Here is a 22,235-nt window from a genome sequence, read left to right as displayed (position 1 = left end):
CAGCCGACAAAAAAAGCCGCCGTGCTTCGCGCACGGCGGCTTTTTTCATGGCATCGCGCGACCTTCGCCGCGCGGCGCGCGGCTTACACGCGCTGCAGGTCGCGCAGGAAGTTGTCGCGCCACACCGACACGTTGTTTTCGCGCAGCTGCGCGATCATGTCCGCGTAGCGCGCGCGCCGCTCGGTGAGCGGCATCGTCAGCGCCTGCGACAGCGCGTCGGCCATCCCGTCGATATCGATCGGATTGACGATCAGCGCGCCCGTCAGCTCGCGCGCGGCGCCTGCGAAACGCGACAGCACGAGCACGCCCGGATCGTCCGGATTCTGCGCGGACACGTACTCCTTCGCGACGAGATTCATGCCGTCGCGCAGCGGCGTCACGAAGCCCACGCGCGCGAGGCGATACAGCGCGGCCAGCACCTGCCGGTCGTACTGGCGGTGAATGTAGAGGATCGGCGCCCAGTCGAGCTCCGCGTAGCGGCCGTTGATGCGCCCCGACTCCGCTTCCAGCTGCAGGCGGATGTCCTGGTACGCGCGCAGGTCGGCGCGCGTCGACGGTGCGATCTGCAGGAACGACACGCGGTTGCGGATCGACGCCTGGTGCTCCAGCAGCTTCTCGAATGCGCGGAACCGCTCGACGAGCCCCTTCGAATAATCGAGCCGGTCGACGCTCATGATCAGCTGGCGCCCGCGCAGTGACGTGGCCATGCGCGCGGCCTTGCCGTTCTCGCCGGCCTGCGCGAGCGACGCGATCTCGTCCGGATACACGCCGATCGGATAGGCGGCCGCCCGCAGCGTGTTGCCGAACGCGCTGACGCGCACCGTACGCCCTTCGCGCGCCACTTCGCCGCCCGCCTCGAATTCGATGTAGTCGCAGAATGCGCGCAGGTCCGGATCGGTCTGGAAGCCGAGCAGGTCGAACGCACACAGCGACTCGACGAGCTCGCGATGCGGCGGCACGTTGACGAGCACCTGTGCGGCCGGAAACGGAATGTGCAGGAAAAAGCCGATGCGGTTCTTCACGCCGGCCGCACGCAGCGCACGCGCGAACGGGATCAGGTGATAGTCGTGCACCCAGATCACGTCGTCGTCCTGCAGCAGCGGCACGAGCTGCTGCGCGAGCCAGACGTTCACGCGGCTGTAGCCTTCGAACTCGTGGCGGTCGTACTGGATCAGGTCGGCGCGGTAATGAAACGCGGGCCACAGCGTCGCGTTCGAGAAACCCCGGTAGTACTGGTCGTAATCGCGGCGCGACAGCCCGACGGTCGCGAACGTCACGGGGCCGCGCTCCTCGATGCGGATCTGCGGCGCACCGGACGCGACCACCTCGCCGCTCCAGCCGAACCACATGCCGCCCGTCTCCTTCAGCGCGTCGTACACGCCGATCGCGAGACCGCCCGCCGCCGGCTCGCCTTCCGAAATCGGGGCGACGCGGTTCGAAACGATGATGAGCCGACTCATGCGCCCTGCTGCTCCGCGCCAAGCCAGCGGGCGATCTGCTCGTGCAGCGCGTCGACCGAGTCGAGCCGCGTACGGGCCGACGTCTCGCCGGCGCCGACCTTGATCGACACACCGCCGCGCGCGTTGACCACCGCGAAGCCCTTCTCGTCGGTCAGATCGTCGCCCGCGAACAGCGGCATGCGGCCGGCGAACGGCGGCTCGTCGAGAAACGCGGCCAGCGCGCGCCCCTTGTCGACGCCCTTCGGCTTGATCTCGAAGACCATCTTGCCGGGCTGCAGCACGTATGCATCCGCATATTCGGCGACGAGGCGCTCGGCCGCTTCGCGCGCTGCCGGCTCGCGCTCGGGCGCGTTGCGGTAGTGCAGCGCGACGGCCGCGCCCTTGATTTCGAGCAGCATGCCCGGATGACGGTCGACGACGGCCGCGAGCTCGCGCTCGATGCGCAGCAGCCGTTCGTCGTTGAAGCCGATACGCTGCGTGTCGCCGTTCGCATCGCGACGTTCGGCGCCGTGCAGGCCTGCGATCGGCAGGTCCGGCATGTTGAGGAACGTGTCGAGGTTGTCGATGCCGCGACCCGACACGACGGCGACCGCACCGTGCGTGCGACGCCGCAGTTCATCGAGCAGCGTCAGCAGCGACGGCGGCACGTGAATGCTGTCGGGCGTCGGCGCCAGCTCGACGAGCGTGCCGTCGAAGTCGAAAAAGAACGCGGTATCGGTCAGGGACAGGGAAGCCGGAACGGATTGCATCGATTCGATGGTCTGAGGAGCGGCCTGCAAACGCGGGCCGCCGCTGCGAGAATGGAATTGTGCGCATCTTACCGCGCCTGCGTGGCGAGATGGGCGAAACCGGTGGAGCGCGAGCCTCGCGCGGCTATCCGCGTCAACTGCGACATATTGCCCCGCTCGCCCGCGCCGTACGGGTTTCGAAAGGACGCAGGCGCGGGAATTGCGCTACAGTCGGCAACCGCCGGCCGCGCGACGCATGGCGCCGCGCCGGCCGACGACCGTTCCGTCCGATCGAGCCCCAGGATGTCGCCTGCCCGTCCCGCGCCGCACCGGCGCCTCTTCAGTCTGACCCGCTTCGTCCGCACGGCCGCGGCGCTGACCGCCGCCGTCGCGCTCGCCGCATGCACGCGCGACGAGCCGAACTGGCACTTGACCAACGTCACGGGCCACCTGCCCGACCTGTCGTTCACGCTCACCGGCGGCGACGGCCGCGCGATCGACGCGAACGCGTTTCGCGGCCGCATCGCGCTCGTCTACTTCGGCTATACGCATTGCCCGGACGTCTGCCCGGAAACGATGGCACGGCTGATGGAAGTGCTCGCGAAGCTCGGCCCGCAGGCGAACGACGTGCGCATCCTGTTCGTCTCGGTCGATCCCGCGCGCGACACGCCGCAGGCGATGCAGTCGTACGTCGCCGCATTCGACGCCGCGCACGCGCGCGGCCTGACCGGCACCGACGGCCAGATCGAATCGCTCGCGAAGCGCTATCGCGTCGCGTACCAGATGGAAAAGCGCGATCCGTCCGGCGGCTACGAGGTCACGCACAGCTCGGCCGTCTACATCTTCGACGCGAACGGTCGCGCGCGCCTGCTCGCGACCGACCGCGATTCACCCGACGCCATCGCCGCCGACGTGCGCCGGATCATCGACACCGCTTCCACTACCTGAATCCCACATGAAGACGACCCTCAAGACGTTCGCCCTCCTCGCCGCGCTGTGCACCGGCGCGCACGCGTATGCCGCCGGCGCGATCTCCGCGCAGAACGCATGGGTGCGCTGGCTGCCGAACAAGCTGCCCGCGGGCGGCTACGTGACGCTCGTCAACACGAGCGACAAACCGGTCGATCTCGTCGCCGTCGACAGCCCCGACTACGGGATGGCGATGCTGCACCAGACGGTGTCGAACGGTTCGACGCAGAAAATGGAAATGGTCGACAAGCTGACGATCCCCGCGCGCGGCAAGGTCGACATCGCGCCGGGCGGCTATCACTTCATGCTCGAGGAACCCAGGCACGCGATCAAGCCAGGCGACACCGTGCGCCTGCGCCTGAAGTTCTCCGACGGCGAGACGGTCGACACGCCGTTCGCCGTGAAATCGCCGTCCCAGGCGAAGTGATGCGCGCGCGATGAACGTCCTGTACTGGCTCGATCCGTGGGAACCGTCGCCGACCGTGGTCATCGCGGTGCTGACGGCCGCCGTGCTGTTCGCGCGCGGCGCGAAGAAGGCGAAGGTGTCGCCGCTGCGGCAGTTCTCGTTCTGGTTCGGGCTGACGGCGCTCTACATCGCGCTGCATACGCGGCTCGACTACTTCTTCGAGCACGAATTCTTCATGCACCGCGCGCAGCATCTCGTGCTGCATCACCTCGGGCCGTTCTTCATCGCGCTGGCCTACCCGGGCGCGGCGATTCGCGCGGGCATTCCGTTTCGCTGGCGGCAGCGCTTCGTGCGCCCCGCGCTCGCGTGGGCGCCCGTGCGCGCGACGCTCGACGTGGTGTTCCATCCGGTCGTCGCGGTCGTGCTGTTCGTCGGGCTGATCTATTTCTGGCTGCTGTCGCCGATCCACTTCATCGCGATGCTCGACTGGCGCCTGTATCGCGTGATGAACTGGAGCATGGTGATCGACGGGTTGCTGTTCTGGTGGCTCGTCGTCGATCCGCGTCCCGCGCCGCCCGCGCGGCTGTCGCCGGGCCGCCGGATCCTGATCGTCGTCGCGGCGATCCCGCCGCAGATCGCGCTCGGCGCGCTGATCTTCTTCACGCCGCACGAGCTGTATCCGATCTACTCGATCTGCGGACGCGCATTCACGTGGCTCAGCCCGCTGCGCGACCAGCAGATCGGCGGCCTGCTGCTGTGGATCCCGGGTTCGATGATGAGCGTGATCGGCGCGCTGATCGCGCTGCGGCACTGGCTGCGGCTGTCGGCGCGCGGCCGCCTGATCGACGAGCGGGCAGCCGCCCGGGGCGCGCAAAACCCGCCGGTGACGCGAGCCGCCCACTGACGGCTCGGCGCGCGGCGCGTCAGCCGCGCGCGCTGGTCATCCACACGTGCGGGATGCCGTCCTCGTCGTGCACGTCCGAGCTCGGCGTGAAACCGAATGCCCCATAGAAGCGCTGCAGATGAGCCTGTGCATGCAGGCTCATCCGTGCATCCGGCCACTGCGCGCGGATGTGTTCTAGCGCGCGCGACAGCAGCGCGTTGCCGAGGCCGGCACCGCGAAACGGCGCGGTCGTCAGCACGCGGCCGATGCGCACGTCGGAGTGCTGCGCATCCGGCAGCAGCACGCGCAGATAGCCGGCGAGGCGCCCCGCCTGATCGTACGCGGCCAGGTGCCACGCGGCCTGATCCGCACCGTCGATGTCGCGATACACGCAGTTCTGCTCGACGACGAACACGGCGCTGCGCGCGTCGAGGATCGAATAGAGTTCATGCGCCGTCAGCGCGTCGAAGGATTTCCAGTGCCAGTCGAGATCGTCGGCGCGCACGGAGGCGGCAGGTGCGGAAGCATTCATGGTCGGTCCTGATTCGAGCGCGCCGGCCGGCGCGCGGCAACCGTCGATTATGCCTCGAAGCGCACGCGGCACGCGTGCCGCCGCTCCGCGCATGAAAAAAAGCCCCGCATTGCGCGGGGCCTGTCCGTCACGCCGGCATCTGGCCGAAGCGGCCGCTGTTGAAGTCGTCGATCGCGGCCCGGATTTCCTCTTGCGAGTTCATCACGAACGGCCCGTACCCAACGATCGGCTCATCGATCGGCTCGCCGCTCAGAATCAGCAGCTTGGCGTCGCCGTTTGCTTCGATCTCGACGTCGCGGCCGTCGCGGCTCAGTTGCACGAACTGCGCTTCGCGGGCGACCGTCTCGCCGTTCACCAGCAACGTCCCGCTCAGCACGACCACCACAAGCGTCCGCCCTTCGGCGATCGGGAACCGTGCACGTCCGCCTGCTGCAAGCCGCACGTCCCACACGTCGATCGGCGTGTGCGTGCGGGCCGGGCCGCGGCGCCCGTCGAACTCGCCCGCGACGATCCGCGCGCGACCTGCGCCGTCCGGCAATTCGACCACCGGGATATCCGCGTCCAGAAGCGTCTGATAACCGGGCGCACCCATCTTGTCGGCGGCGGGCAGGTTCACCCACAGCTGCACCATCTCGAGCGGGCCGCCGCGCTTCGTGAACGCTTCCGAGTGGAATTCCTCGTGCAGGATCCCGCTCGCGGCCGTCATCCACTGCACGTCGCCCGGGCCGATCACGCCGCCCGCGCCGGTCGAGTCGCGGTGCGCGACTTCGCCGTCATAGACGATCGTCACCGTTTCGAACCCGCGGTGCGGGTGCTGGCCCACCCCGCGTGGCGCCGAAGCCGGCTCGAAGTTCGCAGGACCGGCGTAGTCGAGCAGCAGGAACGGGCTCAGGTGCATGCCGTGAGACTGATAGCTGAACATCGAACGCACCGGGAAACCGTCGCCGACCCAATGACCGCGCGGCGCACTGTACACACCCTGGATCTTCTTCATTTGCCTTTTCCGAATTGCGGCGAAACACGTGTTTCGCATCCTGAGGAGGAATATAGAGATGGAACGATCGATCCGGTAGACTGCCAAAATCGCACTCAGCGTTCTATTTCATGAACGATAACGAACGGGATCTGAACGATCTCTATTACTTCGTGCAGGTGGTCGAGCACGGCGGCTTCGCGCCGGCCGGACGCGCGCTGAACATGCCGAAATCGAAGCTGAGCCGCCGCATCGCGCTGCTCGAAGCCCGGCTCGGAATGCGGCTGATCCAGCGCTCGACACGCCGCTTCACTGTCACCGACGTCGGCCAGACCTATTACGCGCATTGCCGCGCGATGCTCGTCGAAGCGGACGCCGCCGACGAGGCGATCGCGCTGCTGCACGAGGAGCCGCGCGGCATCGTGCGGGTCAGCTGCCCGGTCGTGTTGCTCGATTCACTGGTCGGCACGATGATCGCCGCGTTCATGGTCGCGTGCCCGCGCGTGGAAATTCACCTGGAAGCGACCAACCGGCGCGTCGACGTCGTCGGTGAAGGGATCGACGTCGCGATCCGCGTGCGCCCGCCGCCTCTCGAGGACAGCGATCTCGCCCTGCGCGTGCTGGCCGAGCGCGGGCAGTGCCTCGTCGCGAGCCCCGCGTTGCTGCGCGAGCGGGGCGTGCCGGCCGTCCCCGCCGACCTGACCCGCTTGCCGAGCCTCGATCACGGCGTGCCGCAGGCCACGCACGTGTGGCGGCTGCGCGGCCCCGACGGCGCGCAGGCGGAAATCCACCACCAGCCACGGCTCGTGACGGGCGGCATGCTCGCGCTGCGCGCGGCGGCCGTCGCGGGCGTCGGCATCGTGCAGTTGCCGACGATGATGGTGCGCGAGGAAGTCGCGCGCGGCGAACTGGCGACCGTGCTGCCGGACTGGGCACCGCGCCGCGAGATCGTGCACGCGGTGTTCGCGTCGCGGCGCGGGCTGCTGCCCGCGGTGCGCGCGCTGCTCGATTTCCTGGCCGAGCGGTTCGCCGAACTCGAACCTGACTGAGCGACGACGCCCGCGAACCCCGCGCTGCAAACAGGCCGCGTGTGCCGTAGACTGCGGGACGCGCATCGCGCTTTTCACAATCCCGCGGCCCACAACTCTTTTCGCATTTCAGCCATGTTCACGCTGTCCACCGACCCTCACGCCTCCAAGGCCGAACTCTATGCGACGCTCGTCGAGCAGGCACGCGCGCTCGTCGAAACGGAACGCGACCTGACCGCGAACGCCGCGAATTTCTCCGCGCTCGTCTACCACTCGCTCGACCGCCTGAACTGGGCTGGCTTCTATTTCTTCGACGGGACGGAACTCGTGGTCGGCCCGTTCCAGGGCAAGCCCGCGTGCGTGCGGATCGCGCTCGGCAAGGGCGTGTGCGGCACCGCCGCGCAGACCCGCGAGACGCAGGTCGTGCGCGACGTGCACGAATTCCCCGGCCATATCGCCTGCGATGCCGCGTCGGAATCGGAAATCGTCGTGCCGCTGGTGGCCGCCGACGGCACGCTGATCGGCGTGTGGGACGTCGACAGCCCCGTTGCCGCACGCTTCGATGACGAGGACCGCAACGGGATGGAAGCGCTGTGCCGCGTATTCGTCGAACACGCGTGGCAGAAGGCGCGCGGTTGAGCCGCGTGACACCGCGGGTCGCGACTGCGGAGCCGACCATCTGCTGATCGCACCGCGCGGCCCAAATGAAAAAGGCCCCATGTGAACTGCACCCCAAAAGCTGGACTAGATCCAGCCTTTTGAGGCGCAGTTCATTTTCAGTGCGCCGCTGCCTGCGGCTCGCCGCGCGTCAGGCCACGTGTGTGCCGGACAGCGCCGCGAACGCCGGCGGCGTCACATCGTCCGACAGGATCTCGAAGCCCTGCTCCGTCACGACGACCATGTGCTCCCATTGAGCGGACAGCGAATGGTCCTTCGTGACGACCGTCCAGCCGTCGGCCAGCACGCGAGTGTCGCGCTTGCCCGCATTCAGCATCGGCTCGATCGTGAAGATCATCCCCGGCCGCAGCGGCACGCCCGTGCCCGGGCGGCCGTAGTGCAGCACCTGCGGCTCGTCGTGATACACGTCGCCGATCCCGTGCCCGCAATACTCGCGGACCACGCTGAACCCTTCGCGATGCGCGACCTGCTGGATCGCGTAGCCCACGTCGCCGAGCGTCGCGCCCGGACGAACCGCGCGGATGCCTGCATGCATCGCCTCGTAGGTCGTCGCAACGAGGCGCCGCGCCAGTTCGCCCGGCTCGCCGACGAAGTACATGCGGCTCGTGTCGCCGAACCAGCCGTCCTTGATCACCGCGATGTCGAGATTCACGATGTCGCCGTCGCGCATCGGCCGCGACGACGGAATGCCGTGACAGACCACGTGGTTGACCGACGTGCACAGGGTTTTCGGATAACCGTGGTAGCCGATGTTCGCCGGGATCGCGCCGAGTTCGTCGACGATGTATTCGCGGCAGCGCGCGTCCAGTTCGTCGGTGGTGACGCCCGGCTTCACGTGCTCGGTGATCATCGTCAGCACCTGGGACGCGAGCTTCGCAGCCTCGCGCGACCTGGCGATTTCCGCAGCACCGCGGATCGGGATTTCGCGTCTCGCCATCACGCCACCTGCTCGATGCCGTGGGCGACCGACTCCGCCGGCCCGGCGTCGCCGCCGCGTGCTTCGGTCTCGATCAGCATCCGGCAGATATCGCCGTAGGACAGCGACGGATTGAGCTCCGCCAGCATCCCGACGCGCAGCCAATGCTCCGCCTGTGCATTGATCGAACGGCTCAGCGCGGTACTGGTCGAGCGCAGCCGTTCATGCATGTGCTCGGATATCTTGATGATTCCCATATGTCTCTAATTAAACGAAATATAGCCGTTTCGTATATTACGCTCGCTCTGATTGCCGGGCAAGCGCCTAGCCGCCGGCGAATCCTCGATCCGGGACAGCAGCAATTCCGTTGACATCGGATTCTAGCTTGCTGGAAAATCAATCCATCATGCAAGAATCAACCGCCACCCCCGCCGACGACACCGGCATCAACGAACGCATCGGCCGGCGCGTGCGCGACCTGCGCACGCTACGAGGCTACACGCTCGATGCGCTCGCTGCGCGTTCCGGCGTCAGCCGTTCGATGATCTCGCTCATCGAGCGTGCGTCGGCGAGCCCGACGGCCGTCGTGCTCGACAAGCTCGCGGCCGGTCTCGGCGTGTCGCTGGCCGGGCTGTTCGCCGGCGATCGCGACGACGCCCCCGTGCAGCCGCTGGTGCGGCGCGCACAGCAGGCGGAATGGCGCGATCCGGCGTCCGGGTACGTGCGGCGCAATCTGTCACCGCCCGGCTGGCCGTCGCCGATCCAGCTCGTCGAGGTCGATTTCCCGCCCGGCGCGCGCGTCGCGTACGACTCCGGCGGGCGCGAAAGCGCGCTGCATCAACAGGTGTGGGTCGTCCGCGGGCGCGTCGACGTCACGTTCGGCGACCAGCTTCACGAACTGCACGAAGGCGACTGTCTGGCCATGCGCGTCGATCAGCCGCTGGTTTTCAGCAACCCGTCGTCGCACGTCGCGCGCTATGTCGTCGCGATCTGCGATGCCCCCGCCGCCGTCGGCGCGCGGAATGCGTCATCCGTTCAAGGCCGACAGGCGCAGGAGCCCGTATGAATTCCCCGACACCGCGCGACGACGTGCGCCTGATCGATTGCAACGAAGCCGAGCATGCCGCGGCCATTCTCGAGATCCTGAACGACGCGATCGTGAACTCCACCGCGCTGTACGACTATCGGCCTCGCCCGCCGGAAGCGATGGTCACGTGGTTCGCGACGAAGCGCGCCGGCGGGTTTCCGGTCGTCGGCGCGGTCGACGAATCGGGCACGCTGGTCGGCTTCGCGAGCTGGGGCACCTTCCGCGCGTTCCCGGCGTTCAAGTACACGGTCGAGCACAGCGTCTACGTCCACCGCGACCATCGCGGCCGCGGGCTCGGCGAGTTGCTGCTGCGCGAGTTGATCCGGCGTGCGCGCGAGGCCGACATGCATTTGCTGGTCGGCTGCATCGACGCGACCAACGGCGGCAGCGTCGCGCTGCATACGCGGCTCGGCTTCGTGCACTCGGGCACGATCACCGAAGCGGGCTTCAAATTCGGCCGCTGGCTCGATGCGGCGTTCTATCAGTTGAGGCTCGACACGCCGGCACGGCCGATCGACGGCTGACCGGCGTCGCCGAATGTTCGGCACGCTCATGATGACGCGGGCAATATTGACGGCACGCAGCACGCCCATCGATCCGCCCGCGACAACGTGCGATCGCCCCACCGCACCGCGGTGTCGCCCTCCTCCAGGCTTTCCCGGGCCGCGGCCCCGCCCCTTTGCCCCGTGACCACACGTGTGACGTTCGCCGCATTCTTGTGCAAGAACGGTAGCGATACGGTATTCCCCAGCGGCCGCAGCACGGCCGCGTACCGATTCATCACCCGGAGAATGCCGTATGAAAACGCCCCATGCCCTGCCTCACCATCCCGGATGGCAACGCGATGCCGGCCTCGCACGCCGCGCGGTCCGACGCGTTGCATGGTCGCTTGCCGCCCTCCCGCTTTTCTGCGGACAAGCGTTTGCGGCCGGCGCATGTCCGACGCCGTTCGCGTTGAGCGGCAACACCGATCTGCCGTGGAAGGACGTCACCAACAACCAGTGGCGCAACATGCTGCCGCGCCGCTGGACCGACAACGGTTTTCATTTCTACAGCCGGGTGCGCAGCCGCGGACCGGAGAACGGCATCAACACGCCGTCAGATCTCGAATCGGAAATCCGCAAACAGGTGTCGGACGAACCCGCCGGCGGCGGCAATCCGAATCGTCGGACTATCACGCTGCCGGTCCTGAACAGCAAGGGGCAGCATCTGCTCGCGATTTACGACTACGACGGCAATAGCGCGTCGAAATGCGAGTTGGTGACGCTGACGTATCCGGCGGAATAGACGCGCGAATGACGCGAGGAATAGAGAAAAGCCCCGCCGAAGCGGGGCTTTTCTTTTCTTACCTGGAGGCGCGAGCCGGAGTCGAACCGGCCTAAACGGCTTTGCAGGCCGCTGCATAACCGCTTTGCTATCGCGCCAAAAGCGGACTGTCCGGATGCCGTGGAGGCAAGCGACAGATTTTTATTCGAGGACCATCAGTCCATCAAATAAAAAGGGAAGCGTGGCTTCCCCATTACTTGGAGCGGGAGACGAGTCTCGAACTCGCGACCTCAACCTTGGCAAGGTTGCGCTCTACCAACTGAGCTACTCCCGCATTGTCCTGCATCTGCAGCGCTTTGCCATACAACACGCTGCCAGAAAAATCTGGAGCGGGAGACGAGTCTCGAACTCGCGACCTCAACCTTGGCAAGGTTGCGCTCTACCAACTGAGCTACTCCCGCATGTGTCCTGCATCTGCAGCGCTTTGCCGTACAACACGCTGCCAGAAAAAATCTGGAGCGGGAGACGAGTCTCGAACTCGCGACCTCAACCTTGGCAAGGTTGCGCTCTACCAACTGAGCTACTCCCGCGTATTGCTGCGCTACTGCTTCCCCGTCACACACTTACTTCGTCGTGCAGCGGAGAAGCGAGATTATGTCGAAGGCACATTCGTGTGTCAAGGGCTTTTCCAGCCCTTTTTCCAAAAACCTGCGCAACCGCCCGTGCGAGGCCGGTCACGCGCCGCCGCGCTCGCGAATCTGCGGCCATGCAAGCTTCATGTAGTACAGCATCGACCAGATCGTCAGCACCGCCGCGAGGTACATCAGCCACTCGCCCCACACGCGCGTGTCGATCGTCGCGATGCCGAGCGGCAGCGGGCCGTAGTACAGCAGCATCGGGATCGCGACCATCTGGCACGCGGTCTTGAACTTGCCGAGTTGGTTCACAGCGACGCTCTTCGACGCACCGATCTGCGCCATCCATTCGCGCAGCGCCGAGATCGCGATCTCGCGGCCGACGATCACGAGCGCGATCGCCGCATCGACCCGCGAAATCTGCACGAGGATCAGCAGCGCGGCGGTCACCATCAGCTTGTCCGCGACCGGATCGAGGAACGCGCCGAACGACGACGTCTGGTTCCACTTGCGGGCAAGAAACCCGTCGAACCAGTCGGTCAGCGCGGCGAGAATGAAGATCGCCGCCGCCGCGAGGTTGCGGTGCGCGTCGCCCATCACCGTGTCCGGCAGATAGAACACGCCGACGACGAGCGGGATCAGCACGATCCGTACCCACGTCAGGAAAATCGGGAAATTGAACGGCATGGCATGCGGGTCAGTAAAGGATTCGCAATTGTGCCGTGTCGACCGGCCTGCCACAAGAACGCGAGATCGCGCGCAAGGGGCCGCCGGCCGCACGGCCGCTTCAGTGAAGCTGCTTGTAGATCTGCTCGGCGAGTGCGTGCGAGATGCCGTCGACGCTCGCCAGTTCCTCGACGCTCGCGGCGACCACGCCTCGCAGCCCGCCGAACCGCGCGAGCAGTCGCTGCCGACGTTTCGCGCCGACCCCTTCGAGCTCTTCGAGCCGCGAGGTCTGGCGCGCCTTCGCCCGCTTCGCGCGCATCCCGGTGATCGCAAAACGGTGCGCCTCGTCGCGGATCTGCGCGACGAGCATCAGCGCGGCACTCTCCTTGCCGAGTTCGAGCGGCGCGCGGCCGTCCGCGAACACGAGCGTCTCGAGGCCCACCTTGCGCCCTTCGCCTTTCGCGACACCGACCAGCATCGACGTGTCGAGCCCGAGTTCGGTGAACACCTGTCGCGCGATCTCGACCTGCCCCTTGCCGCCGTCGATCAGCACGATGTTCGGCAGCAGGCTCGATGCCTCGGCCTTGCGCGTCGATTCGCCGTCGATGCCGGCCGCGTCGTCGGCGGCCGCCGCCTGCGCGGCCTGCTCGACCATCTTCTCGTAGCGGCGCGTCAGCACCTGCCGCATGGCCGCGTAATCGTCGCCCGGTGTGATGCCTGTGATGTTGTAGCGACGGTACTCGCCCGACTGCATCTTGTGATGGTGATAGACGACGCACGACGCCTGCGTCGCCTCGCCCATCGTATGGCTGATGTCGAAACATTCGATCCGCAGCGTGGCGAGATCGTCGCCTTCGAAGCTGAGCGTCTCCGCGAGCGCGCGCGTACGCGCCTGCTGCGAGCCCTGCTCGGACAGCAACCGTGCGAGCGCGATCTGCGCGTTCTGCTCGGCCATCGACAGCCACGCGCGCCGCTGCCCCTGCGGCTGCCGCACCAGCGAGACCTTGTGACCGGCCTGCTCGGACAGCAATTCGAGCAGGTCGCGGCTCGCAGGCGCGTGGCTCACGACCAGCACGGGCGGCACGCGGTTGCCGAGATAGTGCTGCGCGATGAATGCATCGAGCACCTCGGCCTCCACCGACGCCCCCGCGTCACGCGCGGCGGCAGCATCTTCCGCAGGCCCGTCGGGCAATGCCGCGACGGTTTCGTCGGCGGCGTCCGCCACCTCGGCTTCGTCGCCGAGCCCCCCTTCGGCAAGCGTCAGCGCACTTTCGACGTGCGTCGGGAAATACGCCTTGTCGCCGAGATGCCGGCCGCCGCGCACCATCGCCAGGTTCACGCACACGCGCCCGCCCTGCGCGACGACCGCCAGGATGTCGACGTCGCTGTCGCTGCCGACCTCGATCGCCTGCTGGTGCAGCACCGTCGCGAGCGAGCTCATCTGGTTGCGCACGGCGGCCGCCTGCTCGAACTTCAGGTCGGCGGCGAACGCGTGCATCTTCTGCTCGAGCTCCTTCATCACTTCCGACTGCCGGCCGAGCAGAAACCGCGCGGCATTCGACACGTCGATCGCGTAGTCGTCCTCGGAAATCGCGCCGACGCACGGCGCCGTGCAGCGCCCGATCTGATGCAGCAGGCATGGCCGCGTGCGGTTGTTGAAGACCGAATCCTCGCAGGTGCGCAGCTGGAACACGCGCTGCAGGATCTGGATGCTCTCGCGCACGGCCCATGCGCTCGGGAACGGCCCGAAGTACTGGTTCTGCTTGTCGACCGAGCCGCGGTAGTACGCCATGCGCGGAAAGCGGTGCGCGGTGAGTTTCAGGTACGGATACGACTTGTCGTCGCGAAACAGGATGTTGTAGCGCGGCGTGAGCGCCTTGATCAGGTTGTTCTCGAGCAGCAGCGCCTCGGCCTCCGAGCGCGTGACGGTCGTCTCGATGCGCGCGATGCGCGTGACCATCATCGCGATGCGCGGCGACAGCTGCGTCTTCGTGAAATAGCTCGATACGCGCTTCTTCAGGTCGCGCGCCTTGCCGACGTAAAGCACGGCGCCCGCCGTGTCATAGTAGCGGTAGACGCCCGGCATGTGCGGCAACTGCGCGAGGATCTTCTTGGGTTCGAACGGGATGTCGGCGGCTTCTGGGGATGTCATGCGTGATCCGGGTGCCTTGTGGCGCGGAACGGGTCCATTAGAATCGCCAGTTTAGAGCATTCACCGGCCCGCTTCGATGCCCCGCACCGCCCCCGCCTCCCCTGCGCCGCTCGCACCCGACGAACCGATCGCGTGCGACCTCTTCTGCACCGTGATCGACAACTTCGGCGACATCGGCGTGTGCTGGCGCCTCGCACGCCAACTCGCACACGAGCATGGCTGGCAGGTGCGCCTCTTCATCGACGATCTGCGCACGTTCGCGCGGCTGCTGCCCGGGGTCGATCCCGCTGCCGGGCGGCAGACGCTCGACGGCATCGTGATCGAACACTGGCATGCGGAAGTCGGCGATGCGCTGGAGATCGCCGACGTCGTGATCGAGGCGTTCGCGTGCGAGCTGCCCGGCGCGTATCTCGCGGCGATGGCGCGCCGCGCGCGCCGCCCCGTGTGGATCAATCTCGAATACCTGAGCGCCGAGGACTGGGTCGCCGATTTCCATTTGCGGCCATCGCCGCATCCGCGCTATCCGCTGCTGAAGACGTTCTTCTTCCCGGGTTTGTCGGCCGGCACGGGCGGCGTGCTGAAGGAGCGCGACCTCGACACGCGCCGCGCGGCCTTCGAAACCGACGCGGCAGCGCGCGCCGCCTGGTGGCGGCAGGCGACGGGCGACGCGCCGCCGGCGCCGGGCACGACCGTCGTCAGCCTCTTCGCCTATGAAAATCCGGCCCTCGACGCACTGCTCGCGCAGTGGCGCGACGGCCCCTCGCCCGTCGTCGCGCTCGTGCCCGCCGGCCGCATATCGCCGGCCGTCGCCCGCTTCTTCGGGGTCGAATCGTTCGGCGCCGGCGCGCGCGCGACCGCCGGCAACCTGACCGCGTACGGGCTCGCATTCGTCCCGCAGGCCGACTATGACCCGCTGCTGTGGGTGTCCGACATCAACTTCGTGCGCGGCGAGGACTCGTTCGTCCGCGCGCAATGGGCGCGCAAGCCGGTCGTGTGGCACATCTACCCGCAGGCCGACGATGCGCACCTGCCGAAGCTCGACGCCGCGCTCGCGCATCTGGCGGCCGGCCTGGCCGATGCGCCGCGCGCGGCGCTCGAGCGCTTCTGGCACGCATGGAACGGCGGCGGCACGCCCGATTGGGCCGATTTGCTGCAACATCGTGCCGCGCTGGACGCTAACGCGGCATGCTGGGCCGATGCACTGGCGGGCGTCGGCGATCTCGCCGGAAAGCTGGCGGAATACGCAAAATCTCAGTTAAAATAAGCGGTTATCCGACGGCTGACCACGCAAGCGCTCGCGTTTGGGGCTCTTGGCGCCCACCGGAACGCCCCCCGCTTGCGCCGTCAGCCGTTGTGCAACGCTCAGGCACCTATTTATTTGATTGGATCAGGACAGTTTTTTATGAAGACCGCACAGGAACTCCGCGTAGGCAACGTCGTGCAGATCGGCAGCGACGCATGGGTCATCGCAAAGACGGAATACAACAAGTCGGGCCGTAACGCCGCCGTCGTCAAGATGAAGATGAAGAACCTGCTGACGAACGCAGGCCAGGAATCGGTCTACAAGGCTGACGACAAGTTCGACGTCGTCGTGCTCGACCGCAAGGAAGTGACGTATTCGTACTTCGCCGACCCGATGTACGTGTTCATGGACGCCGACTACAACCAGTACGAAGTCGAAGCGGAAATGATGGGCGAAGCGCTGAACTACCTCGAAGACGGCATGGCGTGCGAAGTCGTGTTCTACAACGAGAAGGCGATCTCGGTCGAACTGCCGACGATCCTGGTTCGCGAGATCACCTACACGGAACCGGCCGTCAAGGGCGACACGTCGTCGGGCAAGGTGCTGAAGAACGCCAAGCTCGCAACGGGCTTCGAACTGCAAGTGCCGCTGTTCTGCAACACCGGCGACAAGATCGAAATCGATACGCGCACGAACGAATATCGCAGCCGCGCGTAATCGCCCGCGATTTCCGGATCGAACAAAGCGCCCTTCGGGGCGCTTTTTGTTTGCCTGCCGCCAACAGCACCGATGTGTCGGCACCATGGACAACACAAAATCCAGCACTAAAGGTATTCAATTTGTATCATCGGTAACTGTTTTATAGCGACAAAGAAATAATGCACGTCAGGTGTTCAGCGGGGCATAAAATCAGTTTTTAATCTGACATGCGGCTGCGGCCGGCTCGATGGCCGACAGCCCGCCTCTCTTGACTCGACTCGCGTCCACCATGCCACACGCCCTGATTGTCGAAGACGATCCCAACAGTCTGTCCGGCCTGACCGCGCTGCTCGCCGCGGACGGCTTCTCGGTCGACACGGCCACGTCGCTCGCCGAGGCACGCACGGCGCTCGGCCGCTCGATTCCCGATGTCGTCCTGGTCGACCTGAACCTGCCGGACGGCAGCGGATTCGACCTGCTCCAGCATCTGCCGCAGCAGCAGCCGAATGGCTCGCTGCCGGTCATCGTGCTGACGGGCAACGCGACGGTCGAGAGCGCGATCGAAGGCCTGCGTCACGGCATCTGGGACTACCTGCTGAAGCCGATCAACATTCCGCGCCTGCGCAGCCTGCTGGCCCGGATTCCGCGTCCCTACGAACTGATCGACGAAGTGCGGACGCTGCGTGCGTCGCTGCGCCACCTGGGCCGTTTCGGCGCGCTGGTGGGCCGCAGCGAGGCGATGCAGCACGTATACGACATGATCGAGCACAACGCCGGCACCGAAACGGCCGTGCTGTTTACCGGCGAAGCCGGCACCGGCAAGAAACTGGCCGCGCGCACGCTGCACGACCTGAGCCGGCGCCACAAGGGGCCGTTCGTGTCGTTCGACTGCCGCACGATCGCGCATGCCGGGCGACACGGCGCGTCGCTCGACAGCGTGCTGTTCGGCCATGAACGCGGCGCGTTCGACGGCGCCGAGCGGCGTGAATCGGGCCTGTTCGAACAGGCCGGCGGCGGCACGTTGTTCCTCGACGAGATCACCGCATTGCCGCTCGTGCTGCAGGAAGCGCTGCTGCACGCGCTCGACTCGCAGAACTTCATGCGGATCGGCGGCACGAGTTCGATCGCGAGCGACTTCCGGCTGATCGCGACCACGCGGCGCCCGGCCCGCGAGGCGGTCGCGAACGGCACGTTGCGCGAGGATCTGTGGCTGCGCCTCGATGCGGCATCGATCACGATGCCGCCGCTGCGCGAGCGCGACGGCGATGCGCTCGCGATCGCTGATGCGCTGGTCGACGAACTCAACCGCGAAGCGCGCGCCACCGGCCGCAGCACGACCGACAAGCGAGCGGCACCGGGCTTCGTGCGCGAATGCCTGTCCTACGAATGGCCCGGCAACGTGCGCGAACTGCAGGAGCGCGTGCGTTTCGCCTATGACGCGTCCGGCGATTTCATCGAAACGCTGCGCGCGGGCGAAGCGAGCTTCGCGGCCGGCGCCGCGCTGAACGGCAGCAGCGTGCAGATCAAGGTCGGCACCCCGCTGTCCGACGTCGAGGACCTGCTGATCCGCGCGACGCTCGACGCGGTCGGCGGCACGCGCCATCGCGCGGCGACGCTGCTCGGCATCAGCCCCAAGACGCTGTACAACAAGTTGCAGCGGATGAAGGTCAACTGAGCGCGCCGCAATTGTTCAAGGCGCTGGCGGGACTTGACGGTTAGTTGCGTAAGGCCATGGCGCCTTGTGCCTCGCCCCGCCTCGATGGAAAAGCAAAAAGCCGCGCTTCTGCGCGGCTTTTTGCTTTCGGCAACAGGAAAGGCGGCATCACACCGCCCTTCTCCGCTTACGCCAGCGCACTGCTCAGCAGCGCCTGCGCCTGCAGATACTCGGGTTGCGCGATCAGCTTGTCCCACTTGAGCGGCTTGCCGCGCGCCCGCATCCGCTTGATGCGCCGCACCGACTCGGCCGACGCCTGCGCCTTCAGCCCGTTCAGCACGACCTCGGCCGCGTCCGGCTGGTTGCAGACGAGCACCATGTCGCAGCCGGCGTCGAGCGCCGCGTCGGCCGCCTGCGTGAGCGTGCCGCCTTCGCGTGCCGCCTCCATCGACAGGTCGTCGCTGAAGATCGCGCCCGTAAAGCCGAGCTGCCCGCGCAGGATGTCCTGCAGCCACACGCGCGAGAAACCCGCGGGCCGCTTGTCGACCTGCGTGTAGATCACGTGCGCGGGGATCACCGCGGACAGTGACAGGCCGAGCCAGTCGTACGGGGCGACGTCCTGCTTGAGGATCGCGTCGAGCGGCCGGTCGTCGGTTGGCAACGCGACGTGCGAATCAGCTTCCGCGAAGCCGTGCCCCGGGAAATGCTTGCCGCAGTTCGCCATGCCCGCGAGCGACAGCCCGTGGTTCAGGCTCTTCGCGAGCAGCGTGACGACGCGCGGGTCACGATGGAACGCGCGATCGCCGATCACCTTCGAGTGTCCGTAGTCGAGATCGAGCACCGGCGTGAAGCTCATGTCGATCCCGCATGCGCGCAGCTCGGCGGCCAGGATGTAGCCGACCGCCGTTGCAACCTTCGTCGCGAGCAGCACGTCGCGGTCCCACAGCTCGCCGAGGCGGCGCATCGCCGGCAGCACGGTGAAACCGTCGGTACGGAACCGCTGCACGCGGCCGCCTTCATGATCGACGGCGATCAGGATGTCCTCGCGCACCGCGCGGATCGAATCGGTCAGCGCGATCAGTTGCGCGCGGTTCTGGAAATGCCGTGCGAACAGGATCACGCCGCCGGTGTTCGGATGCGCAAGGCGCCGCGCGTCGTCGCGCGACAGGGCCGTGCCGACGACGTCGAGCATGACCGGGCCGGGAGTCGTTTTCATCGAATCGGGAATTCCGTCAGGGAGTGGTTCGGGAAACAGGTGCGGGGGCAGGCGGTGGAACGACATCGGCCTCGGCGACCACGAATGACACCGCGTAGTCGCGTTCGTCGCTGACCGTCACGCGCGCCGTGATGCCGCGCGCGGCGAGCCAGTCGGCCAGTTCGCCCGACGCGACGACGTACGGTTCGCCGCTGCGCTGGTTGAGGGTCTGCAGTGCGCGCCACGTCATCGGCCAGTGCATGCCGAGCCCGATCGCCTTCGAAAACGCTTCCTTCGCGGAAAAGCGTGTCGCGAGAAACGCGATGCCGCGCGCCTCCGAGCGCGCACGGCGCGCATGGAACACACGCAGCTCGTCGGGGCCGAGCACCTTCTCGGCGAACCGGCCGCCCGTGCGTTCGAGCACGGCCGCGATGCGGCTCACCTGGACGATGTCGGTGCCGATGCCGTAGATCGCCATCTCAACGCCCGCCGTGATGCGCGGACGATGCCGCGCGATGAGCGAAGCGCGCGCGCACGCAACGCATCGTCAGCGCGCGCCGCCGTGCAGCGCGGCGACCCGTGCGGCGACCATGATCGCCTTCATCTCGCGCACCGCGTTGTCCCAGCCGGCGAAGATCGCGTGCGCGACGATCGCGTGGCCGATGTTCAGTTCGACGATGCCGTCGATCGCGGCGATCTGCTGCACGTTCGTGTAATGCAGGCCGTGGCCGGCGTTGACCTTGAGGCCCAGTTGCGCGCCGGCCTGCACGCCCGCGACGATGCGCTCGTATTCGCGCTGCTGCTCGGCCTCGTCGTGCGCATCGGCGTAGCGGCCGGTATGCAGTTCGACCACCGGTGCGCCAGCTTCATGCGCGGCGCGGATCTGCGTCTCGTCCGGATCGATGAACAGCGACACGCGCACGCCGGCGTCGGCGAGCTGCCTGCATGCCGCACGCACCGCCTCGAAGCGGCCGGCAACGTCGAGACCGCCTTCGGTCGTTAGTTCCTCGCGCTTCTCCGGCACGAGGCACGCGTCGTGCGGACGCACTTCGCATGCGATGTCGAGCATCTCGGCCGTCACCGCGCATTCGAGGTTCATCCGCGTCTTCAGCAGCGGGCGCAGCTTGCGCACGTCGGCGTCGACGATGTGGCGGCGGTCCTCGCGCAGGTGCAGCGTGATCGCGTCGGCACCGGCCTCTTCGGCGGCGAGCGCCGCGCGGATCGGATCGGGATAGGCCGTGCCGCGCGCGTTGCGCAGCGTCGCGACGTGGTCGATGTTCACGCCGAGGTCGATGGCGGTGGGCGTTGTCAGGAAGAAACTCATAGGTTTTGCAGGTCGATCAGGATCTGACGCGTGGCAAGCGGCGTACCGCCGAGATAGGTGTTTAGCAGGAAGCGCATCAGCGTCTTGCTTTGCGCGACCGTCTGGGCTCGATGGTAATCGTCCTGCTCCATGTCGAGCAACGTCTGTCCGGAAATCACCGGCCAGTGCGACGGTACGTCATCGTCGGCATTGCGCACGCCGCGCTCGGGATCGAACACGTAGCGGCGATCCGGCTCGACCGCACGGCGCGCGACCGTTCGGCTCAGCGCCATCGCATAGCCGGTCTCGCGCAGCAGCACGCGCTCGAACGAACGCAGCACCTGCACCGCGGGTTCGCCGTGCGCAAGGCGCGTGAGGGTCAGCACGTAATGATTGAAGAGCGGCGGCTGCGGATCCTCGCGCGCGCAGAATTTCACGAGCAGCTCGTTCGCGTAGAAGCCGCACAGCAGCCCGTCGCCGCCGAGCGGCAGCATCCCGCCGACCCACTCGGCACCCGTCAGCGTGCGTACTTCGGATTTGCCCGACCAGGACAGCAGCAGCGGCTGGAACGTCTGCAGTACGCCGCGCAGCGCGGAGTGCGGGCGCTTCGCGCCCTTCGCGACGAGCGCGAGGCGGCCGTGATCGCGCGTGAGCACGTCGATGATCAGGCTCGTTTCCCGGTACGGATAGCTGTGCAGCACGAACGCCGGCTGCTCGGCGACGCGGAAATCGGACGTGCGAGACGTCGCGCGCCGCGCCTTGCGACGCGGCGGTTCGGGCGGTGCCGGCAACGGCGCGTCGTTCGCGCCGGCGGTCACCGCGTCTTCGGTCGACGTCAGCGCGTCATTCGTACCCATAGGCGCGCAGCCCCGCCTCGTTGTCGGCCCACCCGCTCTTCACCTTCACGAAGGTCTCGAGATATACGGGGCCGTCGAACAGCTTCTCCATGTCCATCCGCGCCTCGGTGCTGATCTGCTTGAGCTTCTCGCCCTTCTTGCCGATCACCATCGCCTTGTGCGAATCGCGCTCGACGAGGATCGTCGCGAAGATACGCTTCAGGCGCCCTTCCTCCTCGAACTTGTCGATCAGCACGGTGCTCGTGTATGGCAGTTCGTCGCCGGTCCAGCGGAACACCTTCTCGCGCAGGATTTCGGCCGCGAGGAAGCGCGAGCTGCGGTCGGTCAGCTCGTCCTCGCCGTAGATCGGCTCGCCTTCCGGCAGGTACGGCTTGATGGTGTCCAGCAGGCGCTTGATGTCTTCCGGCCGCTGCGCCGACAGCGGCACGAGCTCGGTGAATTCGCGCAGTTCGCTCACCTTCTGCATGAACGGGAACAGCGTCGCCTTGTCGGCCACACGATCGATCTTGTTCGCGATCAGCAGCGTCGGCATGCCGGGCGGGATCAGGTCGAGCACCTTCTGGTCGTCGGGCCCGAAGCGGCCGGCCTCGATCACGAACAGGATCACGTCGACCGACGTGAGCGTCGACGTGACCGCGCGGTTCAGCGAACGGTTCAGCGCGGTGCTGTGACGGGTCTGGAAGCCCGGCGTGTCGACGAACACGAATTGCGCGTCGTCGAACGTGTTGATGCCGGTGATGCGATGGCGGGTCGTTTGCGCCTTGCGCGACGTGATGCTGATCTTCTGGCCGACGAGTGCGTTCATCAACGTCGACTTGCCGACGTTCGGGCGGCCCACGATCGCGATCATGCCGCAACGGAAACCGGTAGGAGCGGGAGTGTTCATATCGTTTGGGAGACAGGTT

General features: G+C 66.9%; 24 protein-coding genes and 4 tRNA genes. 11 read left to right on the top strand and 17 right to left on the bottom strand.

Features of this window, described 5'->3' with window-relative positions:
- Window positions 1-83: 83 nt before the first annotated feature.
- Complete coding sequence (otsA, locus tag ACV22W_RS25670; protein ID WP_448022393.1) at window positions 84-1,460, bottom strand: alpha,alpha-trehalose-phosphate synthase (UDP-forming); 1,377 nt, start codon at window positions 1,458-1,460, stop codon at window positions 84-86.
- Complete coding sequence (gene otsB, locus ACV22W_RS25665; RefSeq protein WP_448022392.1) at window positions 1,457-2,209, bottom strand: trehalose-phosphatase; 753 nt, start codon at window positions 2,207-2,209, stop codon at window positions 1,457-1,459. Before otsB ends, otsA begins: the two co-directional genes overlap by 4 nt.
- A 282-nt stretch (window positions 2,210-2,491) precedes the next feature.
- Here otsB and ACV22W_RS25660 point away from each other — a divergent pair, with 282 nt between their 5' ends.
- From ACV22W_RS25660 to ACV22W_RS25650, 3 genes are read left to right on the top strand one after another with little or no spacing between them, the layout of a single operon-like run.
- Window positions 2,492-3,136: an SCO family protein gene (locus tag ACV22W_RS25660; protein ID WP_448022391.1), complete on the top strand. Its 645-nt coding sequence runs from the start codon at window positions 2,492-2,494 to the stop codon at window positions 3,134-3,136.
- Window positions 3,137-3,143: 7 nt separating this feature from the next.
- Window positions 3,144-3,584, top strand: coding sequence for a copper chaperone PCu(A)C (locus ACV22W_RS25655; RefSeq protein ID WP_448022390.1), 441 nt, complete (start codon window positions 3,144-3,146; stop codon window positions 3,582-3,584).
- Between the two features lie 10 nt (window positions 3,585-3,594).
- Window positions 3,595-4,467, top strand: coding sequence for a cytochrome c oxidase assembly protein (locus ACV22W_RS25650; protein WP_448022389.1), 873 nt, complete (start codon window positions 3,595-3,597; stop codon window positions 4,465-4,467).
- A 19-nt stretch (window positions 4,468-4,486) separates the two neighbouring features.
- Here ACV22W_RS25650 and ACV22W_RS25645 read toward each other — a convergent pair whose 3' ends face one another.
- Window positions 4,487-4,978, bottom strand: a complete 492-nt coding sequence (locus ACV22W_RS25645; RefSeq protein WP_448022388.1) for a GNAT family N-acetyltransferase — start codon at window positions 4,976-4,978, stop codon at window positions 4,487-4,489.
- Window positions 4,979-5,105: 127 nt separating this feature from the next.
- Window positions 5,106-5,972, bottom strand: a complete 867-nt coding sequence (locus ACV22W_RS25640; RefSeq protein WP_448022387.1) for a pirin family protein — start codon at window positions 5,970-5,972, stop codon at window positions 5,106-5,108.
- Between the two features lie 110 nt (window positions 5,973-6,082).
- Between ACV22W_RS25640 and ACV22W_RS25635 the strand changes: the two genes are divergently transcribed.
- On the top strand, window positions 6,083-7,000 hold the full coding sequence (locus ACV22W_RS25635) for a LysR family transcriptional regulator (RefSeq protein ID WP_448022386.1): 918 nt from the start codon (window positions 6,083-6,085) through the stop codon (window positions 6,998-7,000).
- A 114-nt stretch (window positions 7,001-7,114) separates the two neighbouring features.
- On the top strand, window positions 7,115-7,618 hold the full coding sequence (locus ACV22W_RS25630; RefSeq protein ID WP_448022385.1) for a GAF domain-containing protein: 504 nt from the start codon (window positions 7,115-7,117) through the stop codon (window positions 7,616-7,618).
- 169 nt (window positions 7,619-7,787) lie between these two features.
- Here ACV22W_RS25630 and map read toward each other — a convergent pair whose 3' ends face one another.
- Both map and ACV22W_RS25620 read right to left on the bottom strand, forming a co-directional pair.
- Complete coding sequence (map, locus tag ACV22W_RS25625) at window positions 7,788-8,594, bottom strand: type I methionyl aminopeptidase (protein WP_448022384.1); 807 nt, start codon at window positions 8,592-8,594, stop codon at window positions 7,788-7,790.
- A complete protein-coding gene (locus tag ACV22W_RS25620; protein WP_448022383.1) occupies window positions 8,594-8,830 on the bottom strand; it encodes a ParD-like family protein in 237 nt (78 codons plus the stop codon). The genes map and ACV22W_RS25620 overlap by 1 nt, the downstream gene beginning before the upstream one ends.
- Window positions 8,831-8,979: 149 nt before the next feature.
- Here ACV22W_RS25620 and ACV22W_RS25615 point away from each other — a divergent pair, with 149 nt between their 5' ends.
- The 3 genes from ACV22W_RS25615 (at window position 8,980) to ACV22W_RS25605 (ending at window position 10,947) form a co-directional block, all read left to right on the top strand.
- A complete protein-coding gene (locus ACV22W_RS25615) occupies window positions 8,980-9,639 on the top strand; it encodes a helix-turn-helix domain-containing protein (protein ID WP_448022382.1) in 660 nt (219 codons plus the stop codon).
- Entirely contained in the window at window positions 9,636-10,184 is a 549-nt protein-coding gene (locus ACV22W_RS25610) for an N-acetyltransferase family protein (RefSeq protein WP_448022381.1), read from the top strand. Before ACV22W_RS25615 ends, ACV22W_RS25610 begins: the two co-directional genes overlap by 4 nt.
- A gap of 274 nt (window positions 10,185-10,458) precedes the next feature.
- Complete coding sequence (locus ACV22W_RS25605) at window positions 10,459-10,947, top strand: hypothetical protein (protein ID WP_448022380.1); 489 nt, start codon at window positions 10,459-10,461, stop codon at window positions 10,945-10,947.
- A gap of 63 nt (window positions 10,948-11,010) precedes the next feature.
- Here ACV22W_RS25605 and ACV22W_RS25600 read toward each other — a convergent pair.
- The 6 genes from ACV22W_RS25600 to uvrC all read right to left on the bottom strand — a co-directional run bounded on the left by ACV22W_RS25600 (window position 11,011) and on the right by uvrC (window position 14,379).
- Window positions 11,011-11,084 (bottom strand) — tRNA-Cys (locus ACV22W_RS25600).
- Window positions 11,085-11,184: 100 nt separating this feature from the next.
- Window positions 11,185-11,260, bottom strand: a tRNA-Gly gene (locus tag ACV22W_RS25595).
- A gap of 51 nt (window positions 11,261-11,311) precedes the next feature.
- Window positions 11,312-11,387, bottom strand: a tRNA-Gly gene (locus ACV22W_RS25590).
- A 53-nt stretch (window positions 11,388-11,440) separates the two neighbouring features.
- Window positions 11,441-11,516 (bottom strand) — tRNA-Gly (locus ACV22W_RS25585).
- Between the two features lie 144 nt (window positions 11,517-11,660).
- Window positions 11,661-12,248 carry a CDP-diacylglycerol--glycerol-3-phosphate 3-phosphatidyltransferase gene (gene pgsA / locus ACV22W_RS25580; RefSeq protein ID WP_448022379.1) on the bottom strand — a complete coding sequence of 196 codons (588 nt, stop codon included), beginning with the start codon at window positions 12,246-12,248 and terminating at the stop codon, window positions 11,661-11,663.
- A gap of 100 nt (window positions 12,249-12,348) precedes the next feature.
- Window positions 12,349-14,379: an excinuclease ABC subunit UvrC gene (gene uvrC / locus ACV22W_RS25575; RefSeq protein WP_448022378.1), complete on the bottom strand. Its 2,031-nt coding sequence runs from the start codon at window positions 14,377-14,379 to the stop codon at window positions 12,349-12,351.
- Window positions 14,380-14,455: 76 nt separating this feature from the next.
- On the opposite strand from uvrC, the gene earP reads away from it, so the two are divergent.
- The 3 genes from earP to ACV22W_RS25560 all read left to right on the top strand — a co-directional run bounded on the left by earP (window position 14,456) and on the right by ACV22W_RS25560 (window position 17,996).
- A complete protein-coding gene (gene earP / locus ACV22W_RS25570) occupies window positions 14,456-15,643 on the top strand; it encodes an elongation factor P maturation arginine rhamnosyltransferase EarP (RefSeq protein ID WP_448022377.1) in 1,188 nt (395 codons plus the stop codon).
- 138 nt (window positions 15,644-15,781) lie between these two features.
- A complete protein-coding gene (gene efp / locus ACV22W_RS25565) occupies window positions 15,782-16,339 on the top strand; it encodes an elongation factor P (protein WP_034206788.1) in 558 nt (185 codons plus the stop codon).
- 271 nt (window positions 16,340-16,610) lie between these two features.
- Entirely contained in the window at window positions 16,611-17,996 is a 1,386-nt protein-coding gene (locus ACV22W_RS25560; protein ID WP_448022376.1) for a sigma-54-dependent transcriptional regulator, read from the top strand.
- A 166-nt stretch (window positions 17,997-18,162) separates the two neighbouring features.
- Here the strand turns inward: ACV22W_RS25560 and nagZ are convergent, their stop codons facing one another.
- The 5 genes from nagZ to era form a co-directional block, all read right to left on the bottom strand.
- Complete coding sequence (gene nagZ / locus ACV22W_RS25555; RefSeq protein WP_448022375.1) at window positions 18,163-19,191, bottom strand: beta-N-acetylhexosaminidase; 1,029 nt, start codon at window positions 19,189-19,191, stop codon at window positions 18,163-18,165.
- Window positions 19,192-19,207: 16 nt separating this feature from the next.
- Complete coding sequence (gene acpS / locus ACV22W_RS25550; protein ID WP_448022374.1) at window positions 19,208-19,648, bottom strand: holo-ACP synthase; 441 nt, start codon at window positions 19,646-19,648, stop codon at window positions 19,208-19,210.
- A 69-nt stretch (window positions 19,649-19,717) separates the two neighbouring features.
- The gene (gene pdxJ, locus ACV22W_RS25545; RefSeq protein ID WP_448022373.1) at window positions 19,718-20,494 is read right to left on the bottom strand and encodes a pyridoxine 5'-phosphate synthase; all 777 of its coding nucleotides are present in this window, start codon (window positions 20,492-20,494) and stop codon (window positions 19,718-19,720) included.
- Window positions 20,491-21,330, bottom strand: a complete 840-nt coding sequence (gene recO, locus ACV22W_RS25540) for a DNA repair protein RecO (protein WP_448022372.1) — start codon at window positions 21,328-21,330, stop codon at window positions 20,491-20,493. Before recO ends, pdxJ begins: the two co-directional genes overlap by 4 nt.
- Window positions 21,317-22,216, bottom strand: a complete 900-nt coding sequence (gene era, locus ACV22W_RS25535) for a GTPase Era (RefSeq protein WP_059523712.1) — start codon at window positions 22,214-22,216, stop codon at window positions 21,317-21,319. The genes recO and era overlap by 14 nt, the downstream gene beginning before the upstream one ends.
- Window positions 22,217-22,235 lie beyond the last annotated feature (19 nt).

This window comes from Burkholderia sp. AW49-1 (assembly GCF_053427845.1).
The sequence above is the reverse complement of the archived record's forward strand: the minus strand, read 5'-3'. Positions and strand labels throughout refer to the sequence as shown.

What these genes read in the sequence shown, in the direction of transcription:
- ACV22W_RS25650 (WP_448022389.1), top strand. Translation starts at nt 3,595, where the DNA reads ATGAACGTCCTGTACTGGCTCGATCCGTGGGAACCGTCGCCGACCGTG.
- ACV22W_RS25640 (WP_448022387.1), bottom strand. Translation starts at nt 5,972, where the DNA reads ATGAAGAAGATCCAGGGTGTGTACAGTGCGCCGCGCGGTCATTGGGTC.
- efp (WP_034206788.1), top strand. Translation starts at nt 15,782, where the DNA reads ATGAAGACCGCACAGGAACTCCGCGTAGGCAACGTCGTGCAGATCGGC.
- ACV22W_RS25655 (WP_448022390.1), top strand. Translation starts at nt 3,144, where the DNA reads ATGAAGACGACCCTCAAGACGTTCGCCCTCCTCGCCGCGCTGTGCACC.
- ACV22W_RS25610 (WP_448022381.1), top strand. Translation starts at nt 9,636, where the DNA reads ATGAATTCCCCGACACCGCGCGACGACGTGCGCCTGATCGATTGCAAC.
- otsB (WP_448022392.1), bottom strand. Translation starts at nt 2,209, where the DNA reads ATGCAATCCGTTCCGGCTTCCCTGTCCCTGACCGATACCGCGTTCTTT.
- ACV22W_RS25635 (WP_448022386.1), top strand. Translation starts at nt 6,083, where the DNA reads ATGAACGATAACGAACGGGATCTGAACGATCTCTATTACTTCGTGCAG.
- ACV22W_RS25630 (WP_448022385.1), top strand. Translation starts at nt 7,115, where the DNA reads ATGTTCACGCTGTCCACCGACCCTCACGCCTCCAAGGCCGAACTCTAT.
- nagZ (WP_448022375.1), bottom strand. Translation starts at nt 19,191, where the DNA reads ATGAAAACGACTCCCGGCCCGGTCATGCTCGACGTCGTCGGCACGGCC.
- uvrC (WP_448022378.1), bottom strand. Translation starts at nt 14,379, where the DNA reads ATGACATCCCCAGAAGCCGCCGACATCCCGTTCGAACCCAAGAAGATC.
- ACV22W_RS25645 (WP_448022388.1), bottom strand. Translation starts at nt 4,978, where the DNA reads ATGAATGCTTCCGCACCTGCCGCCTCCGTGCGCGCCGACGATCTCGAC.
- era (WP_059523712.1), bottom strand. Translation starts at nt 22,216, where the DNA reads ATGAACACTCCCGCTCCTACCGGTTTCCGTTGCGGCATGATCGCGATC.
- ACV22W_RS25605 (WP_448022380.1), top strand. Translation starts at nt 10,459, where the DNA reads ATGAAAACGCCCCATGCCCTGCCTCACCATCCCGGATGGCAACGCGAT.
- map (WP_448022384.1), bottom strand. Translation starts at nt 8,594, where the DNA reads ATGGCGAGACGCGAAATCCCGATCCGCGGTGCTGCGGAAATCGCCAGG.
- pgsA (WP_448022379.1), bottom strand. Translation starts at nt 12,248, where the DNA reads ATGCCGTTCAATTTCCCGATTTTCCTGACGTGGGTACGGATCGTGCTG.
- ACV22W_RS25615 (WP_448022382.1), top strand. Translation starts at nt 8,980, where the DNA reads ATGCAAGAATCAACCGCCACCCCCGCCGACGACACCGGCATCAACGAA.
- otsA (WP_448022393.1), bottom strand. Translation starts at nt 1,460, where the DNA reads ATGAGTCGGCTCATCATCGTTTCGAACCGCGTCGCCCCGATTTCGGAA.
- pdxJ (WP_448022373.1), bottom strand. Translation starts at nt 20,494, where the DNA reads ATGAGTTTCTTCCTGACAACGCCCACCGCCATCGACCTCGGCGTGAAC.
- acpS (WP_448022374.1), bottom strand. Translation starts at nt 19,648, where the DNA reads ATGGCGATCTACGGCATCGGCACCGACATCGTCCAGGTGAGCCGCATC.
- recO (WP_448022372.1), bottom strand. Translation starts at nt 21,330, where the DNA reads ATGGGTACGAATGACGCGCTGACGTCGACCGAAGACGCGGTGACCGCC.
- earP (WP_448022377.1), top strand. Translation starts at nt 14,456, where the DNA reads ATGCCCCGCACCGCCCCCGCCTCCCCTGCGCCGCTCGCACCCGACGAA.
- ACV22W_RS25620 (WP_448022383.1), bottom strand. Translation starts at nt 8,830, where the DNA reads ATGGGAATCATCAAGATATCCGAGCACATGCATGAACGGCTGCGCTCG.
- ACV22W_RS25660 (WP_448022391.1), top strand. Translation starts at nt 2,492, where the DNA reads ATGTCGCCTGCCCGTCCCGCGCCGCACCGGCGCCTCTTCAGTCTGACC.
- ACV22W_RS25560 (WP_448022376.1), top strand. Translation starts at nt 16,611, where the DNA reads ATGCCACACGCCCTGATTGTCGAAGACGATCCCAACAGTCTGTCCGGC.